Here is a 14,931-nt window from a genome sequence, read left to right as displayed (position 1 = left end):
ACCTGTCCCCCGCGTCACGCCCAGCTCCCCGCGTCACGCCCAGCTCTCCCCGCGTCACGCCCAGCCGTCGACCGGGGCGGCGGCGGGCCGGTCGCCGAGCAGCTCCGTCAGCCGGGTCAGCCGCCGCCGGCCGACGATCCGGTACGCCGGACCACCCGACCCGGCGTCGAGCAGCACCGCCGGCAGGCCGATCGCGGCGAGCGCCGCACCCACCTGGGGCCAGTTGTCGGCGTCCGCCGCGTCCAGGCCGAGCCGGTAGCCGAGCTGGTCGCGCAGGCCAGCGGCGGCGGCCCACAGCCGGAGCCGCTGCCCGGCCAGGTGAAAGCCCGCCGGTGGCCGCTTGACCAGCAGCGGTGGACGCAGCCAGTCGGTGCCCAACCGGGCCAGCACCGCCGTGTAGGCGGTCCGCACCACCAGGCCGCCGCCCTCCGGCAGCTGCCGCCAGCTCGGCGTCAACCCGCGCAGCCGCAGCTCGGCCACCAGCACGTGCACCCGCCAGGGATGGTCGACCCGCACCGACACCCGGACCGTACCGCCCATCCGGGTGATCCGGCCCGGCCCGGCGAGCAGGCCCGCCAGATCGCCCGGCGTCGGATCGACCGCCGCCACCCCGAACAGGGACAACTGCCGCGCGGTCAGGGCACCGGCGGACGGCTCGACCGGCGGGGTCAGCGACACTCCGGGACCTCGTCGAAGGCCCGGTTCAGTTCGGCGGAATCCAACGAGCTGGTGTCCAACGCGCTGCGCTGGTAGTCGTCGGTGAGCGTCGCCAGCACCGCCTCGACCCCGTCGTAGAAGGTGTCCGACGGGCCGCTGGCGTCCAGCCCGGCGATACCTTCCTCGGCCTTGCCGTACGCGTCCCGGACCGCACTCAGCGACGCGACGAAGCCGGCGGCGACCTGCTCGCCCTGGTCGGCGTCGGGGATCCCGGCGTCGGCCACCCGGGTCCGGGCGGTCTCGGTGGCGGCCTCCGCCCCGGCGAGCAGCCGCACCAGGTTCTCCTGGGCCTGCGCCGGGGTGGTCTGCGCCGTCATCTGCTGCTGGGTGCTGCTGGTCAGGTTGCTGATCTCCGCCCGCCACGGGCGCAGCGCGGTGCAGACCTCGGCGGCCCACATGACCGGGCTCGGCCCACCGCCGCAGGCGGCCAGAGTCAGTACGGCGACGACGAGCACCACTGTGGTCCGGGCGGTGGATCCCACGTGGTGCGCTCCCATGATGTGCAGCGTACGCACCGGCGCCGACAGCCGTACGGCCCGCCGCCGGTGGCACGATACGTCGATGCCGGTGGCCCCGGGCGGCCCACCCGCGAGGGGTGCGCGGGCCGCCCGGGGCCACCGGACGGGTCAGACGCTCACCCGCTCCGTCTCCGAGCCGGTCGCGCCGCCGGCCGGGCCGTCGCCGATGTTCTCGCCCATCGCCATCGGCTTGCGCTTGGTGAACACCACGGCGGCCACCACGATCAGCGTGGCCACCACGGCGATGGTGATCCGCAGCGGGTCGTTCTGGTCGGTCCCGACACCCCACATGATCACGGCGGGCGCGATCAGCAGCGCCACCAGGTTCATCACCTTCAGCAGCGGGTTGATCGCCGGGCCGGCGGTGTCCTTGAACGGGTCGCCGACGGTGTCGCCGATGACCGTCGCCGCGTGCGCCTCGGAGCCCTTGCCGCCGTGCGCGCCGTCCTCGACCAGCTTCTTGGCGTTGTCCCAGGCACCACCGGAGTTGGCCAGGAAGACCGCCATCAGCACACCGGTGCCGATCGCACCGGCCAGGTACGCGGCGAGCGCACCGGCGCCCAGGCCGAAGCCGACCGCGATCGGTGCCAGCACCGCCAGCAGACCCGGGGTGAGCAGTTCCCGCTGGGCGTCGCGGGTGCAGATGTCGACGACCTTGCCGTACTCCGGCCGTTCGGTCCGTTCCATGATTCCGGGGTGCTCCCGGAACTGGCGACGGACCTCCATCACGACGGCGCCGGCGGAGCGCGACACCGCGTTGATCGCCAGGCCGGAGAAGAGGAAGACCACCGCGGCACCGATGATCAGACCGACCAGGTTGCCCGGGTTGGCGACGTTGAGCGAGTCGGCGAGGTACGCCGGTACGTCGTCGATGCCGGCGTCGTTGAGGGCGATGCTGACCGTGTCGGTGTAGGAGCCGAACAGCGCGGTCGCGGCGAGTACGGCGGTCGCGATCGCGATGCCCTTGGTGATCGCCTTGGTGGTGTTGCCGACCGCGTCCAGCTCGGTGAGGGTCCGGGCACCGGCCTCGTCGATGTCGCCGGACATCTCGGCGATGCCCTGCGCGTTGTCGGAGATCGGGCCGAAGGTGTCCATCGCCACGATCACGCCGACCGTGGTGAGCAGACCGGTGCCGGCCAGCGCCACGGCGAACAGCGACAGGGTGATGGAGCCGCCGCCGAGCAGGAACGCGCCGAACACGGCGGCGCCGACCAGCAGCGCCGAGTAGACGGCCGACTCCAGGCCGACGCTGATGCCGGCCAGGATGACGGTGGCCGGGCCGGTCAGCGAGCTCTTGCCGATGTCCTGCACCGGGCGGCGGTGCACCTCGGTGAAGTAGCCGGTGAGCAGCTGGATCGCGGCGGCCAGCACGATACCGATGATCACGGAGCCGATGGCCAGGCCGGCCGGGGACAGCGGCAGGTCCACGCCGTCGTCGACGCCGAGTTGCGTACGCCAGTCGTCGCCGAGCAGGTCGGTCCAGCTGCCGGGCAGGTAGAGGAAGGCGGCGATGGCGACCAGTACGGCGGCGAGGACCGCCGAGGTGAAGAAGGCCCGGTTGATCGCCACCATGCCGTTGCGGTCCGACGGGCGCAGCCGGGTGATCAGTACGCCGAACAGCGCGATCACCGCGCCGATGGTGGAGACGATCAGCGGGAAGACCAGGCCCTCCTCGCCGAACGCGGCCCGGCCCAGGATCAGGGCGGCGACCAGGGTCACCGCGTACGACTCGAACAGGTCGGCGGCCATGCCGGCGCAGTCACCCACGTTGTCGCCCACGTTGTCGGCGATGGTCGCCGGGTTACGGGCGTCGTCCTCCGGGATGCCCTGCTCCACCTTGCCGACCAGGTCGGCGCCGACGTCGGCGGCCTTGGTGAAGATGCCGCCGCCGACCCGCATGAACATGGCCAGCAGGGCGGCGCCGAAGCCGAAGCCCTCGAGGACGGTCGGCGCGTCGACCCGGTAGATGACCACCACCAGGGCCGCGCCGAACAGGCCGAGACCCACGGTCAGGAAGCCGACCACACCGCCGGTGCGGAAGGCGATCTTCATCGCGTTCTCCCGGCCGCCCTGGCCGGTCCCGGCGGCGGCGGCGACCCGCAGGTTCGCCCGGGTGGCCAGGGCCATCCCGGCGCCGCCGATGAAGGCGCTGAACACCGCGCCCACCACGAAGAAGACGGACCGGCCGATCTTCACCATCGTCTCGCTGCCCTGTGTCTCGTGGACGGGCAGCAGGAACAGCAGTACGACGGCGAGTACGACGAACACGCCGAGGGTCTTGAATTGGCGGAACAGGTACGCCGACGCGCCTTCCTGCACGGCGCCGGCGATCTCCTGCATGTTCGTGGTGCCCTTACCGGTCGCCAGCACCGCCCGTACCAGGGCGGCGGCGAAACCCAGTGCCACCAGCGCGATGACCGCGGCGATGACGACATACGTCAGGTGTGAGCCGGTAAGGGACAGCCCGCCGCCTTCGGCGGCCAAGGTGGTCCCGGACATCAGTGTCCTCCTGTACCGAACGCTCGCCCCGGCCGGTGGACGAACCGTCGGGGCGACTCCACGCGGGGAGCAACGAGGTCTGCTGGCGCCCACGGTTTGTGGGGCCAGGACAGTTGGTGATAACCCGCGTACTCTAGCGGCCCGAGGTAAGCCAGGTCACACCGTCTACCCACCGAGTTGTGGATCATTCTCGCAGGCAGCGAGAATTATGTGACGACCGATGTTGATCTTCGTCGGTTTGGGGGCACTCGCCGACATTGCGCTCAGTGGCATCGACGCTGCGGTGGGTGGCATCGATGGACCGCCCAACGGCACGATCCAGCGGCTGCGTGCAACGGGATCAGCGGGATCAGCGGCCGACCGGCCAGACCATCCGTACCTCGGTGCCGATGCCCTCGTCGACCGGGCGCACCTGCAGATCCTCGACGAAGCCGGCCAGCAGCGCGAAGCCCACGCCGACGGTCAACGCCTCGTCGGTCAGCGACTCGTCGGCCAGCTCGTCCGGCGGCAACGCACTGAGCCCCAGACCGGCCTCGATCGGCGCCCGGTCGATCACCCGTACGGTGTACGTCTCCTCATCGGACATCTCGACCTGCACCAGGTCGGCCAGCCCGTACTGGCGGTGCAGGGCGACCGCCCGGGTGCACGCCTCACCGATCGCCAACCGCACCTCGTCGAGCAGCTCCTCGGCGACACCGGCACGACGCGCGACAGCGACGCCGACCAGGCGCGCGGTGCGCACGTGCACCGGTGCCGGGGAGAACGACAGGCGGACCGTGGCCATCACGCCGTCGGAGCTACGCCGAGTGGGCCGTCCGGTCCGTCGCCGGTGGCGGCCTCGACCGTCGGGAAGATCGGGAAGACCTGGTCCAGCGCGGTGATCCGGAAGATCTTCAACAGCGGCTCCTTGTCGCAGACCAGCCCGAAGGTGCCGCCAGCGGGGCGCAGCCGCTTGAGCGCGCCGACCAGCACACCGAGTCCGGTGGAGTCGAGGAAGTCGACCCGCCGCAGATCCACCACGATCTTGCGACTGCCGGCGTCGATCAGCTCGATCAGCCGCTCCCGCAGGCGTGGAGCGGTGTAGACGTCCACCTCGCCGCCGACTTCCAGCACCGTGTGCTCGCCCGCCGTGCGAGTCGACAACGACAGCTCCATCGGTCTCCTCCTCGGCTGCGACGCGTGCTGTTGGCATCTAACCACCGACCGGCACACCCGCGCCGCGCGGCTGCCGGTCCGTCGACCGCGTGCGCCCCCGGGGTGCCGACGTCCGCACACCAGTGCGAGAGTGCAGTGGTGACCTCACCCGCCACCGTAACGCCTGGGCCGGCACCGGACCCGGCGGGGTTGCTGCGCCGCTGGCGGGCCGGCGGGCAGCTGCCCCGGCAGGGGCCGGACGCGGTCACCCATGTCGAGCGGCTGCCGGCCCGGGACGGGGTGAGCGTGCCGTGGCCCGACTGGGTGCCGGACCAGCTGCGCGCGGCGCTGGCGGCCCGTGGGGTCGACCGGCCCTGGCAACATCAGGCGTACGCCGCCGAGCTGGCCCGCGCCGGACGCCACGTCGTCGTCGCCACCGGCACCGGTTCGGGAAAATCGTTGGCGTACCTGCTGCCGGCGCTGGCGACGCTGCTGGCCGACCCCCGGGCCACCGTGCTCTACCTGGCACCGACCAAGGCACTCGCGGCCGACCAGCTGCGGACCGTCGCCGGGCTCGGTCTGGACGGCGTCCGACCGGCCTGCTACGACGGCGACACCCCGCAGAGCGAACGGGCCTGGATCCGCCAGCACGCCCGCTTCGTGCTGACCAACCCGGACATGCTGCACCGGGGCATCCTGCCGGGGCACAACGGCTGGTCGCAGTTCCTGCGCCGGCTGACGTACGTGATCGTCGACGAATGCCACAGCTACCGGGGGGTCTTCGGCTCCCACGTGGCACACGTACTGCGTCGGCTGCGCCGACAGACCGAGCGGTACGGCCGGGTCCGCCAGCAGGCCGGCGTACCCGCTGCCCGCCGGGGCGGGGTCGACGGCCGGACTGGCGCTGCCGGCCGGGCCGGGGTCGACGGCCGGGCCGGGCCGACGTTCGTTCTCGCGTCGGCCACCTCCGGTGCGCCGGAGCAGTCCGCCGGGCAGCTGACCGGGCTGCCGGTGACGGCGGTGACCGAGGACGGGGCGCCTCGGGGCGCGGTGACGTTCGCCCTGTGGGAGCCGCCGTTGCTGCCCGGCGCCCGCGCCGACACCGAGGACCTCACCCCGGCCCGCCGCTCCGCCCTGCGGGAAAGCGCCGACCTGCTCGCCGACGCCGTCTCCGCCGGGGTACGGACGCTGGCGTTCGTCCGTTCCCGGCGGGGTGCCGAGGTGGTCGCCACCACCGCCCGCCGGGCCCTGGACGAGGCGGTCCCCGGGCTGGGCGCGCGGGTGGCGGCGTACCGGGCCGGGTTTCTCGCCGAGGAGCGTCGCGCGCTGGAACGCTCCCTGGCCAGCGGCGAACTGCTCGGGATGGCCACCACCAACGCGCTGGAACTCGGCGTGGACCTGGTCGGTCTGGACGCGGTGCTGATCTGCGGCTACCCCGGCACCCGGGCGTCGCTGTGGCAGCAGGCGGGGCGCGCCGGCCGGGCCGGACGGGAGGCCCTCGCGGTGCTGATCGCCCGCGACGACCCGCTCGACACGTACCTCGTGCACCACCCGGAGGCGGTCTTCGGCCGGCCGGTCGAAGCCACCGTGCTCGACCCCACGAACCCGTACGTGCTCGGGCCGCAACTGTGCTGCGCCGCCGCCGAAGGGGCGCTCACCTCGGCCGACGTCGAACTGTTCGGCGGCGCGGTGGTCAAGCAGACGCTGGACGAACTGGTCGCGGCCGGGCTGCTGCGCCGTCGGCCGACCGGCTGGTACTGGACGGCGGCGGGTCGACCCGACGTGGACCTGCGCGGTGAGGGCGGCGCGCCGGTCCAGGTGGTGGAGGAGGCCACCGGGCGGCTGCTGGGCACCGTCGACCCCGGCTCGTCGCACTTTCTGGTCCACCCCGGCGCGGTCTACCTGCACCAGGGCGTGTCGTACGTCGTCGACGACCTCGACCTGGCCGACGCCTACGCCCTGGTGCACGCCGAGGAGCCGGACTGGTCGACCCACGCCCGCGAGGTGACCTCACTGTCGGTCGTGTCGGTACGCGAGTACCGCGACGCCGGACCGGTCGGCCTGTTCGTCGGTGACGTCGACGTGACCAGCCAGATCGTCTCCTATCAGCGGCGGCGGATCGGCTCGGGCGAGGTACTGGACACCCGACCGCTGGACCTGCCGGCCCGGCAGCTGCGTACCGTCGCGGTGTGGTTCACGGCGTCGCCGGCCGCGCTCGCCGCCGCCGGGATCGACCCGGCCGACGTACCGGGTGCGCTGCACGCCGCCGAACACGCGGCGATCGGCCTGCTGCCGCTGGTCGCCACCTGCGACCGGTGGGACATCGGCGGCCTGTCCACGGCGTCGCACGCCGACACCGAGGCACCGACCGTGTTCGTCTACGACGGCCACCCCGGTGGTGCCGGCTTCGCCGAACGGGCGTACCGGGCGGCCCGCACCTGGCTCGGTGCCACCCGTGACCTGATCGCCGCCTGCGGCTGCGAGACCGGCTGCCCGTCGTGCGTCCAGTCACCCAAGTGCGGCAACGGCAACAACCCGCTGGGCAAGGCCGACGCGGTGCGGGTGCTGGACGTGGTGTTGACGAACCTGCCGCAGACATCGGCCGATCAACCATCGGATCCTGGTTGATTTGCTGGCATAGATCTCAGCTGATCTGGATAGATTAGGTCATGGGAGCGCTTCCAGCACGTCGCCGGAGGAGAACGCCGTGGCCGACACAGTGACCGAGACCGTCGAGTTGCTCTACTCGATCGACCAGCAGAACCTCACCGTCGACCAGCAGATAGCCCTGGCCCAGGCGTACGCGTCCCTGGCCCAGGCCGAACGTCTCGAGCTGATCCAGCAACGCCTCTACAACATCCATCAGGTCATCTCCCGCTGGGCGATGCACGCCACCACCGCCGACGGTCCGGCCCGCTGATCTCCGGCTCAGTCCTGCGCGTCGGCGCCTCCCCATGGATCGGCCCGCAGCGGCCCGGCACGGGCGGTGGCGGTCACCGGCAGGTCGAGGCCGGTGGCCGGTGGCAGCGTCACCGCGACAGTGACGACGACCTCCAGCCCGTCGACGGTGCAGACCCGCAGCCGTCCGCCGTTGCGCCCGGCGACCTCGGCCGCCCGGGCACAGGCGACGTCGGGGCCGGCGAACACCCGGGCGGCACCGGCCAGGGCGGCCAGGTCGGCCGCCACCGAGGCCTGCTGGCGGGCGAGGCGGACCGCACCGATCAGCGCGCCGGCCGTACCGGCGGCGACCAGCGTCAACCCGACCGCGAGCAGCCACAGGCTGGCACTGCCCCGCTGCCGGTCGCCGGCTGCAGGATCCGACCGACGCTGGCCCACGGTCACCGGTGCTCCACCGGGGCGTCGGTGCCGTCGGTGGAGCCGGGCACGTCGGTGGAGCTGGGCTGGTCGGCCCTCCCCGGCGCGTCGGTGGTACCGGGTTCGAGGGCGGCGGTCGCCGAGGCGGTGACCGCCGCCGGCCCGAGTCGGGCACCCAACGCCCGCAACGGTGCCCGGACGGTCACCGTGACCAGGTCACCGTCCACGACGACGCGGACCTCGGCCCCGGCCGGGCCGGGCGGGGCCGCCGTACGGTCGCCACGGGCGGTGGCCAACGCGACCGACCGGGCCAGGTCGAGGCACTCGGCCTTGGTGACCACGGCGGCGACGGCCGAGAGCCCGACCGCCAGCAGCAGGACCAGCGCCGGCAGACCGGCGGCCAACTCGGCGGTGAACGAACCCCGGTCACCGCCGGTCCGCCGGCGCGGCCTCATCCGAGCGCCCGATCGATCACCGAGGCGAGGGCTGCCTGCACACCGTCGCTGGTCAGCACCTTCAGCAGGATCCCGGCGAAGGCGACGGCGGCCAGGGTGCCGACGGCGTACTCGGCGGTGTTCATCCCGGCGTCGTCGCGTAGCCGGTTGGCCAACCGGGCACGCCACCGGCCACCCGAGGGCCGGCCGGACGCGCCGGCCGCCGTCACCTCCGCTGTCGTCGTCACCTCCGCTGTCGTCGTCGCCGCGTCGAGCGGAACCTTCGTCAACCGCATGGTCGTTCCTTTCCTCAGAGGACGTCGCCGAGGACGGCGACGATCACCGGCACCAGGCCGGCGAGAATGAAGGCGGGCAGGAAACACAGCCCGAGTGGAAGCACGATCAGCACCCCGGCGCGACGGGCCGCCGCCTCGGCCGCCGCCGAACGGCCGGCCCGCAGGTCGTCGGCGAGCCGGATCGCCGCACCGGCGAGAGCCGCTCCGCTGGCGGCGGAGCGCACCGCGGCGGCGGCCAGCCGGTCGCCGCCCGGCACCGCGTCGAGCTGCCGCCACGCCTCGACCGGCTCCGCCCCGAGCCGCAACGCCCGCGCCACCCGGCCCAGCCGGGCACCGAGCGGCCCGGCGACGGCGTCGGCCACGGCGACCACCGCCTGATCCACCGGCGCTCCGGCGCGCAACGCCGCCGCTAGCAGGTCGGCGGCCAACGGCAGGTCAGCGGCGGCGCGCAGCCGTCGACGGCGTACCGACGGGGGTTCGATCCGCCGCAGCGACCGGTCGACCCCGACAGCGACCCCGACAGCCACCGGCAGGTACCACCCGCTGCCGCCGATCACCAGCACCGCCAAGCCGGACAGTGCCGCGACCGGCCGCACCAGCCGGGACAGATCGAACTCCGGTGCCGGTTCCCCGCCGAGGCGGGCCAGCCGGCGGCGGGCAGCACGCGCCGTGACCGGCCCGGCGGCGGTCCGCAGCGGCGCACGGATGCTGGTCGCCATCAGCTGGTCGCCTCCGGTGCCCGGTTCAGCCGCTCGGTCCAGGCCAGCCCGGCGACCTGCAAGGCGACGGCGGCCACCGCGCAGCCGGCACCGGTCGGGGTCCGCAGCAGCACCGCCAACGGGTCCACTCCGATGCTGTAGCCGAGCGCCAGACCGCCGACCGGCAGCCCGGCCAACAGCCAGGCCGTCATCTGCGCCCCGGCGGCCTGCGCGGCCACCGCCTCCCGTGACCGGTCCACCGCCCGGGCGTCGGCTTCGATCCGTTCGATCAGGTCGGCCAGTGGCGCGCCGGTGCGTTCCGCCAGCCGTACGGCGGCGGCCGACAGGTGCGCGAGCCGCGTCGCGGCGGCGTCCGCCGGTGCGGCCGTCAGCGTCACCGGCTGCACCGGAAGACCGGCCCGCAGGTCAGCGGCGTGCGCGGCCAGTGCGTCCACCTGCCGTACCCGCCCGTCCCGTCGGGCCTTGCCGGCCGCGCGGACCACCGCCGTCCGCAGGCCGAGCCCCAGGTACGCGGCGGCGACCACCGCCGCCACCGGCCCGCCCAGCCAGCCAGCGGCCAGCCCACCGCCGCCGGCCACCGCGACCAGCGTCCAGCGTGGATGCCTGCGGGCGGCGTCGCCGAGCCACCGCGCCCCGGCGCGCAGCCGGACGCCGACCTGGGTGCTCGCCGGTGCGCTCGGTGCCGGCAACGTCGGGGCCGGGCCGGTCACCGCCAGCAGCCGACGGCGGTAACTCCGTGGCCGCAACGGGCCAGGCCAGCGCCGAAGTAGCGGACCGGGACGCCGGCGCGGCGGGTCGGCCCGGGTCATCGCGGTCCCCCGCCGTCGAGCACCGCCGGCACCGGTACGCCGCGTTCGGTGAGCAACCGGGCCAGGGCCGGCCCGGCCGGTTGCGGGCCCGCACCGCGCCGCCAGGCCGAGGTGACCGTGATCAGCTGGTCCGGGCCCTGCGGAGTGAGCAGGCACACCGCGTCGACCACCCGCCGCCCGCCGATCCGGCGCAGCTGGACGACGACCTGGATCGCGGCGGCGATCTGCGCGTGCAGTGCGGCGCGCGGCAGCCCGCCGAGCAGCCCCAACGCCTCCAGCCGGGCCGGTACGTCGCTGGCCGCGTTGGCGTGCAGGGTGCCGGCGCCGCCGTCGTGGCCGGTGTTGAGCGCGGCCAGCAGATCGACGACCTCGGCGCCCCGACACTCGCCGACGACCAGCCGGTCCGGCCGCATCCGCAACGCCTGCCGGACCAGCTCCCCCAGCCCGACCGACCCGACACCCTCCACGTTGGCCGTCCGCGCCTGCAGCGTCACCACATGCGGATGCTCCGGCCGCAACTCCGCCGCGTCCTCCACCATCACGATCCGCTCACCGGCCGGCACCAGCCCGAGCATCGTGTTCAACAGGGTCGTCTTGCCCGACCCCGTCCCGCCCGCGATCAGGTACGCCAACCGGCCGGCCACCACCGCCCGCAGCAGCTGCGCCACCCCGTCGTCGACCATGCCGTTGGCCACCAGCTCCGCCAACTGGAACGGCCGCTGCCGGAACGTCCGCAACGACAGGTACGGCCCCGTCGCCGCCACCGGCGGCAACACCGCGTGCAACCGCGTCCCGTCCGGCAACCGGGCGTCGACGTACGGGCAACCGTCGTCGAGCCGACGCCCACACGCAGCCGCCAGCCGCTGCGCCAACCGCCGTACCTCGTCGACCGACCGCAACGCCACCGCAGCCCGCTCCAGCCCGCCACCCCGGTCCACCCACACCTGCACGCCGTTGACCAGCACATCGGTCACCCGTACGTCGGCCAGCAACGGCGCCAACGGCCCAGCGCCGGCCAACTCCCCGTGCACCCGGTCGGCCAGCCGCAACAACCCGGCGTCACCGCGCAACGCCGCCCCCGGCTCGGCCCGCACCGCACTGACCACCGACGCCGGCGTCACCGGCGTACCGTCCGCGACGAACCGCTCCCGCACCCGGGCCGCCACCGCCGCACGATCGACCTGGCCCGCGACGTCACCCCGGGGTCGCCCCTCGGCGGTGACGAGCGGCGGGTTGGTGCGGTGCATCGCGGTGGGGTACGGCGGCGGCATCTGAGCCCTCCTACAGATCAGGAAGCGATGCCGAAACTGTGGACGTCGACACGGCGTCCACGCCTGGCCGATCAGACAGCCTGTGGACAACCGACCTGCCTGTGGATAACTCCTCCCGGCGCAGGTGATCTGCTATGGCAACCGGGGCACCGAATCGACCGGGTCAGATCGAACGGCGTGGCCAGCGCCGGCGTGGGCGCGGCTCCTCCTCGCGGTGTTGGCGCTGGTGCTCGCGCACCCGGTCTTCCCATGCCTGCTGGTCGTCGTCGGCGGGATCGAACGGGTACCAGCGGTGGGAACCATCCTCGAAGTGCATGTCCTCGTCGCCGGGCCGGATGACCGACATCAGCGCCACCACCCCATGAAGCGCCAGTACAGGTAGCCGCTGCGGTCGTCGGCCAGGTCGATCATCGCGTCGAGCAGGCACGTCGCCATGTAGACCGACAGCGACACCGTCGCCCCCGCGTACTCCGCCAGCAGTTCCTGACGACGGCTGTGACAGGGCCAGGGATCCGCGCATCCCGCGCAGGTCCACGCCGGCTGGATCGGAATGTGGACGCTCACTCGCCATCCTCCGGCCAGTGACCCCGGTTGATCGGAATCCGGTGCCGCGCCCGGCAGGGCAACGCCGACCCGCACCGACAGACCTGCTGCCACTTGCTCCAGGACCACACCGGCCGATGTCGCCTGGCCAGAGTCCGTGCGACCGCGACGACGTACGCCTCGTAGGTGACGCGCTGGGTCATGAGCCCCTCCTTCAGTGAGGGGATGTGACGGCCGGGCCTATCGGTCATCCGACCGCCACACCCAGCAACCATGGTTCTCACGAACCATGATCAATGCAATATTACATTCTAGATGAAACACTTGACGATACTTCATATAGTGATGTTTCATTGTCGAGCGTGGTCGATGGGTGCTACATATCGAGTGCGAATGTCGCCCGGTGTGTAGTCGCGGAGAGGAGAATCCAGTGACGACCGACACCGGCTCGACCGTCCCGAGGCGACAGCTCGGCAGGCATCTACGGCAGCTCCGCGAGGAGGCCCGCATGACCGTGAAGGCTGCGGCCACCGCGCTGGAATGGTCCACGCCCAAGATCTGGCGCATCGAAACCGGTGCGACGTCGATGCGGTCCCTCGACGTCGAAGCCATGTGCAAGGTGTACGGAGCGTCACCAGAAATCACCGAGGCGTTGATGGGTCTCGCCAAGGAAACCAGGGCCCGTGGCTGGTGGCACTCGTACGGCGATGCCATCCCTGAGTGGTTCGAGCTGTACGTCGGCCTTGAGTCAGGCGCGACCCGGCTGCGCAAGTACGAGGCACACCTGATCCCCGGCCTCCTGCAGACCAAGGCGTACGCGACCCGGGTATATGAGGCCGGACGCCCCGACATGAAGCGCGAGGACGTCGACCGAGGGGTTGCCTTGCGGCTCGACCGTCAGGCGCTACTGACCCGAGCCACGCCACCCGCGCCGCAGGTCGACATCATCCTCGACGAGGCCGTGCTCCGGCGCGACATCGACGCTGAGCAGCTGAACCAGATCGTCACCGTCAGCCGCCAACCCAACGTCTCCGTCCGGGTGGTGCCGTTCAGCGCGGGCCTGCACCGCGCTACGTTGGCGAACGGCGCGTTCACCATCCTGGATTTCGACGGTTCCGACGAACCGACGATCGTCTACGCCGACGGGCTGACCGGTGCGCTCTACCTCGACAAGCCCGCCGAGGCGGCGGCGTACGAGGAGGTCTGGTCAACCGTCGAGTCCACGGCACTGAGCGAGGCGCAGTCTCGCAAACTCATCTCATCGATCGCGGAGGAACTGACATGACCGAACTCGTGTGGAAGAAGAGCACCCGCAGCAACGCCGGCGGGGACTGCGTCGAGGTCGCCAGCCCCAACCGAGCAGTCCTGGTCCGTGACAGCAAGGACCAGGCCGGACCAATCCTGTCGTTCACCGCCGGCACCTGGACCGGCTTCGTCCGAGGGATCAAGGTCGGACAGTTCGACCTCTGAACTCGCTGACCGGCTGCCCCCGATCCCAGGCATGGGACCGAGGGCAGATCGGGGCGTCAGATCACCAACGGCCGTACGACGACGACCCGACGGTGTGGTCCACGATCGGAGCGGAGCCCGCCTGGTACTTGACGGACCGGGCGGCGCTCATCGCGTCGCTCTTGTTGTAGTACGTCTCCGACGTGGCGAGGATCCGGCCGTTGCTGGCAACGATCTGCCAGTAGTACTGCTGCGTCGGGTTGCTCGAGTAATGGATCTGGATTTCCACTTGCTCACCTTCCGGGGCGCCTGCCGTCTGTCGGCAGCGCACAGCGAGGCAGAGCCATCCCGGACAACTGTGCCCGACTCGCCGTGCGCGTCAGGGCACACCCGTTGTAAGGTCACACTGCAGCGGCAAAGTTGCAGTGGACCCCAGCCCGGAAATGTCGGACCTTCGACCATCTGGGTCTGGGGTCCTTTTTCTGTCCCGGTCACGAAGCGTAGGGGCCAAGCCAGACCCCGTCAAGTTGATCACACACTCGCATAGTTCGACCAACTGTCTACATGTGCCGTCTAGGCGAGACCTACACACAAGATGTTGTGTGATTTTAGAGAGTCGTGTACGTCGGCGACTCCATGCCCAGCACTGCACCTCCGACACATGTACGAACACTCAGCGTGACGGGCGAGATGTACACCAACTGCCCGATTGCTGGTCACGTCGCCTCGCCTCGACCTTCAGAGCGGATGGCTCGCATGAGCTCGGCCAAGGCCTTGATAATGTCCGGGCACCGTACTATCGGCGCATCGCGCAGGGCACCAGAAACATGATCGCGGATGCTGCCGTCACGACGATCAACGGATTTGCCAGGGCCCAAGGGCCGACCGACGCGCGACGAGCGAGGCGCGTGTCAGCCCTCAGGGCTACTACGAGGTCTGGCATCGGCAGCCGACTCAGCAGAAGGAGCATGACGTGGACTCGGCGTGGCGCAAGAGCACCCGGTCTGGTTCGTCCGGTGACTGTGTAGAAGCCCGGTTCGTCGCCCAAGCCGCCCAGGTCCGTGACAGCAAGGACCAGGCCGGGCCGATCCTGTCGTTCACCGCCGGCACCTGGACCGGCTTCGTCCAGGGAATCAAGGTCGGCCAGTTCGACCTCTGAACTCACTGAACGCCTGCCCCTGATCCCATGAACGGGACCAGGGGCATACGCTGGCGTCAGGGCAGGCG

At 72.0% G+C, this 14,931-nt stretch carries 20 protein-coding genes; 5 read left to right on the top strand and 15 right to left on the bottom strand.

What is annotated here, in order from left to right; translation table 11 throughout:
• Positions 1–54: 54 nt before the first annotated feature.
• The 5 genes from O7608_RS06450 to O7608_RS06430 form a co-directional block, all read right to left on the bottom strand.
• A complete protein-coding gene (locus O7608_RS06450; RefSeq protein ID WP_289209094.1) occupies positions 55–678 on the bottom strand; it encodes a hypothetical protein in 624 nt (207 codons plus the stop codon).
• Positions 669–1,214, bottom strand: coding sequence for a hypothetical protein (locus O7608_RS06445; RefSeq protein ID WP_289209093.1), 546 nt, complete (start codon positions 1,212–1,214; stop codon positions 669–671). Before O7608_RS06445 ends, O7608_RS06450 begins: the two co-directional genes overlap by 10 nt.
• A 129-nt stretch (positions 1,215–1,343) precedes the next feature.
• Complete coding sequence (locus O7608_RS06440) at positions 1,344–3,734, bottom strand: sodium-translocating pyrophosphatase (RefSeq protein ID WP_289209092.1); 2,391 nt, start codon at positions 3,732–3,734, stop codon at positions 1,344–1,346.
• Between the two features lie 349 nt (positions 3,735–4,083).
• On the bottom strand, positions 4,084–4,521 hold the full coding sequence (locus O7608_RS06435; RefSeq protein ID WP_289209091.1) for an ATP-binding protein: 438 nt from the start codon (positions 4,519–4,521) through the stop codon (positions 4,084–4,086).
• Positions 4,518–4,889, bottom strand: a complete 372-nt coding sequence (locus O7608_RS06430; RefSeq protein ID WP_282224242.1) for an STAS domain-containing protein — start codon at positions 4,887–4,889, stop codon at positions 4,518–4,520. The genes O7608_RS06435 and O7608_RS06430 overlap by 4 nt, the downstream gene beginning before the upstream one ends.
• A gap of 138 nt (positions 4,890–5,027) precedes the next feature.
• On the opposite strand from O7608_RS06430, the gene O7608_RS06425 reads away from it, so the two are divergent.
• Positions 5,028–7,496, top strand: a complete 2,469-nt coding sequence (locus O7608_RS06425; protein ID WP_289209090.1) for a DEAD/DEAH box helicase — start codon at positions 5,028–5,030, stop codon at positions 7,494–7,496.
• Positions 7,497–7,575: 79 nt separating this feature from the next.
• Positions 7,576–7,788, top strand: coding sequence for a hypothetical protein (locus O7608_RS06420; protein ID WP_289209089.1), 213 nt, complete (start codon positions 7,576–7,578; stop codon positions 7,786–7,788).
• Positions 7,789–7,796: 8 nt separating this feature from the next.
• Here the strand turns inward: O7608_RS06420 and O7608_RS06415 are convergent, their stop codons facing one another.
• The 9 genes from O7608_RS06415 to O7608_RS06375 all read right to left on the bottom strand — a co-directional run bounded on the left by O7608_RS06415 (position 7,797) and on the right by O7608_RS06375 (position 12,458).
• Positions 7,797–8,210: an Rv3654c family TadE-like protein gene (locus O7608_RS06415; protein WP_289209088.1), complete on the bottom strand. Its 414-nt coding sequence runs from the start codon at positions 8,208–8,210 to the stop codon at positions 7,797–7,799.
• Positions 8,207–8,638 (bottom strand): TadE family type IV pilus minor pilin, encoded by a 432-nt coding sequence (locus O7608_RS06410; protein WP_289209087.1) that lies wholly within the window; start codon positions 8,636–8,638, stop codon positions 8,207–8,209. The genes O7608_RS06415 and O7608_RS06410 overlap by 4 nt, the downstream gene beginning before the upstream one ends.
• The gene (locus tag O7608_RS06405) at positions 8,635–8,763 is read right to left on the bottom strand and encodes a DUF4244 domain-containing protein (RefSeq protein WP_282229464.1); all 129 of its coding nucleotides are present in this window, start codon (positions 8,761–8,763) and stop codon (positions 8,635–8,637) included. The genes O7608_RS06410 and O7608_RS06405 overlap by 4 nt, the downstream gene beginning before the upstream one ends.
• 164 nt (positions 8,764–8,927) lie before the next feature.
• On the bottom strand, positions 8,928–9,632 hold the full coding sequence (locus tag O7608_RS06400; RefSeq protein ID WP_289209086.1) for a type II secretion system F family protein: 705 nt from the start codon (positions 9,630–9,632) through the stop codon (positions 8,928–8,930).
• Positions 9,632–10,378, bottom strand: a complete 747-nt coding sequence (locus tag O7608_RS06395; RefSeq protein ID WP_289209085.1) for a hypothetical protein — start codon at positions 10,376–10,378, stop codon at positions 9,632–9,634. Before O7608_RS06395 ends, O7608_RS06400 begins: the two co-directional genes overlap by 1 nt.
• A gap of 59 nt (positions 10,379–10,437) precedes the next feature.
• A complete protein-coding gene (locus tag O7608_RS06390) occupies positions 10,438–11,712 on the bottom strand; it encodes a TadA family conjugal transfer-associated ATPase (RefSeq protein WP_289209084.1) in 1,275 nt (424 codons plus the stop codon).
• A 163-nt stretch (positions 11,713–11,875) separates the two neighbouring features.
• Positions 11,876–12,058 carry a hypothetical protein gene (locus O7608_RS06385; protein ID WP_282224249.1) on the bottom strand — a complete coding sequence of 61 codons (183 nt, stop codon included), beginning with the start codon at positions 12,056–12,058 and terminating at the stop codon, positions 11,876–11,878.
• Positions 12,058–12,276 carry a hypothetical protein gene (locus tag O7608_RS06380; RefSeq protein ID WP_289209083.1) on the bottom strand — a complete coding sequence of 73 codons (219 nt, stop codon included), beginning with the start codon at positions 12,274–12,276 and terminating at the stop codon, positions 12,058–12,060. Before O7608_RS06380 ends, O7608_RS06385 begins: the two co-directional genes overlap by 1 nt.
• The gene (locus O7608_RS06375; protein WP_289209082.1) at positions 12,273–12,458 is read right to left on the bottom strand and encodes a hypothetical protein; all 186 of its coding nucleotides are present in this window, start codon (positions 12,456–12,458) and stop codon (positions 12,273–12,275) included. Before O7608_RS06375 ends, O7608_RS06380 begins: the two co-directional genes overlap by 4 nt.
• A 227-nt stretch (positions 12,459–12,685) precedes the next feature.
• Here O7608_RS06375 and O7608_RS06370 point away from each other — a divergent pair, with 227 nt between their 5' ends.
• Positions 12,686–13,540 carry a helix-turn-helix domain-containing protein gene (locus O7608_RS06370; RefSeq protein ID WP_289209081.1) on the top strand — a complete coding sequence of 285 codons (855 nt, stop codon included), beginning with the start codon at positions 12,686–12,688 and terminating at the stop codon, positions 13,538–13,540.
• Positions 13,537–13,725, top strand: coding sequence for a DUF397 domain-containing protein (locus tag O7608_RS06365; RefSeq protein ID WP_289209080.1), 189 nt, complete (start codon positions 13,537–13,539; stop codon positions 13,723–13,725). The genes O7608_RS06370 and O7608_RS06365 overlap by 4 nt, the downstream gene beginning before the upstream one ends.
• A gap of 61 nt (positions 13,726–13,786) precedes the next feature.
• On the opposite strand, the gene O7608_RS06360 is transcribed toward O7608_RS06365, so the two are convergent.
• Positions 13,787–13,993 carry a YegP family protein gene (locus tag O7608_RS06360; RefSeq protein ID WP_289209079.1) on the bottom strand — a complete coding sequence of 69 codons (207 nt, stop codon included), beginning with the start codon at positions 13,991–13,993 and terminating at the stop codon, positions 13,787–13,789.
• A 684-nt stretch (positions 13,994–14,677) separates the two neighbouring features.
• On the opposite strand from O7608_RS06360, the gene O7608_RS06355 reads away from it, so the two are divergent.
• Entirely contained in the window at positions 14,678–14,863 is a 186-nt protein-coding gene (locus O7608_RS06355; RefSeq protein WP_289209078.1) for a DUF397 domain-containing protein, read from the top strand.
• The last annotated feature ends 68 nt before the right edge of the window (positions 14,864–14,931 follow it).

It is taken from the genome of Solwaraspora sp. WMMA2056 (genome assembly GCF_030345095.1).
Lineage (GTDB): Bacteria > Actinomycetota > Actinomycetes > Mycobacteriales > Micromonosporaceae > Micromonospora_E.
The sequence above is the reverse complement of the archived record's forward strand: the minus strand, read 5'-3'. Positions and strand labels throughout refer to the sequence as shown.

What these genes read in the sequence shown, in the direction of transcription:
- O7608_RS06445 (WP_289209093.1), bottom strand. Translation starts at nt 1,214, where the DNA reads ATGGGAGCGCACCACGTGGGATCCACCGCCCGGACCACAGTGGTGCTC.
- O7608_RS06440 (WP_289209092.1), bottom strand. Translation starts at nt 3,734, where the DNA reads ATGTCCGGGACCACCTTGGCCGCCGAAGGCGGCGGGCTGTCCCTTACC.
- O7608_RS06430 (WP_282224242.1), bottom strand. Translation starts at nt 4,889, where the DNA reads ATGGAGCTGTCGTTGTCGACTCGCACGGCGGGCGAGCACACGGTGCTG.
- O7608_RS06410 (WP_289209087.1), bottom strand. Translation starts at nt 8,638, where the DNA reads ATGAGGCCGCGCCGGCGGACCGGCGGTGACCGGGGTTCGTTCACCGCC.
- O7608_RS06405 (WP_282229464.1), bottom strand. Translation starts at nt 8,763, where the DNA reads ATGAACACCGCCGAGTACGCCGTCGGCACCCTGGCCGCCGTCGCCTTC.
- O7608_RS06400 (WP_289209086.1), bottom strand. Translation starts at nt 9,632, where the DNA reads ATGGCGACCAGCATCCGTGCGCCGCTGCGGACCGCCGCCGGGCCGGTC.
- O7608_RS06390 (WP_289209084.1), bottom strand. Translation starts at nt 11,712, where the DNA reads ATGCCGCCGCCGTACCCCACCGCGATGCACCGCACCAACCCGCCGCTC.
- O7608_RS06385 (WP_282224249.1), bottom strand. Translation starts at nt 12,058, where the DNA reads ATGTCGGTCATCCGGCCCGGCGACGAGGACATGCACTTCGAGGATGGT.
- O7608_RS06375 (WP_289209082.1), bottom strand. Translation starts at nt 12,458, where the DNA reads ATGACCCAGCGCGTCACCTACGAGGCGTACGTCGTCGCGGTCGCACGG.
- O7608_RS06365 (WP_289209080.1), top strand. Translation starts at nt 13,537, where the DNA reads ATGACCGAACTCGTGTGGAAGAAGAGCACCCGCAGCAACGCCGGCGGG.